The 601-nt window shown below is 42.8% G+C and carries 1 pseudogene; it reads left to right on the top strand.

Going from position 1 to position 601, the window contains the following annotated elements:
- Positions 1-216: pseudogene (locus L4D78_RS28335) on the top strand (riboflavin-specific deaminase); the annotation flags it as partial.
- Positions 217-601 lie beyond the last annotated feature (385 nt).

Here is a 601-nt window from a genome sequence, read left to right as displayed (position 1 = left end):
CTAGAGCCTTGCTCGTTTGTTGGACGAACACCTGCTTGTGCAAGTATATTGGTAAGCTCTGGCATTAAGCATGTGGTGGTCTCTATTCTCGACCCTGATCCACGTAATAGTGGTCGAGGAATCGAAATCTTAAAGCAGGCTGGTATTAGTGTTGAAATCGGCCTTTGTCGCGAGCAAGTCAGTAGTATTCTAGCTCCATACTTAGGTAAGTCGTAAGGTATATAACAAGCTGTGTAAGTTGACCCTTAACACGTGGCATTTTTAGTATGAATAAGCTTTTGTGTTTACTGGGCAAGGTTTTGGTTCAGGGGCGGGCAACTTCACAAGGGCGTTATATGCCATTTTTTCTTATGGTTTAGGTCTCATTGCCGCTGGTTGTTTTGTGGTTTCAATGTGGGTCGCAATGCAATGAAAATCGTTCCGTGAATTGGTGCGGTTAACCTAAACCTCATGCCAATGTTCATTGGTATAAATAGCTTTGTCTCTCTCAAAGTCATGAATCCGCACTGTTGATTTTCGTGCTGGTTCGTTATGATTTCAGTGTTTACTAAGTTGCTGAAATTACGAAGCCAAGTTTGTAATTCAGTTGGCGGTAGCATGG

The sequence above is a fragment of the Photobacterium minamisatsumaniensis genome, from assembly GCF_050336695.1.
In the GTDB taxonomy this organism is placed as follows: domain Bacteria; phylum Pseudomonadota; class Gammaproteobacteria; order Enterobacterales; family Vibrionaceae; genus Photobacterium; species Photobacterium minamisatsumaniensis.
The sequence above is the reverse complement of the archived record's forward strand: the minus strand, read 5'-3'. Positions and strand labels throughout refer to the sequence as shown.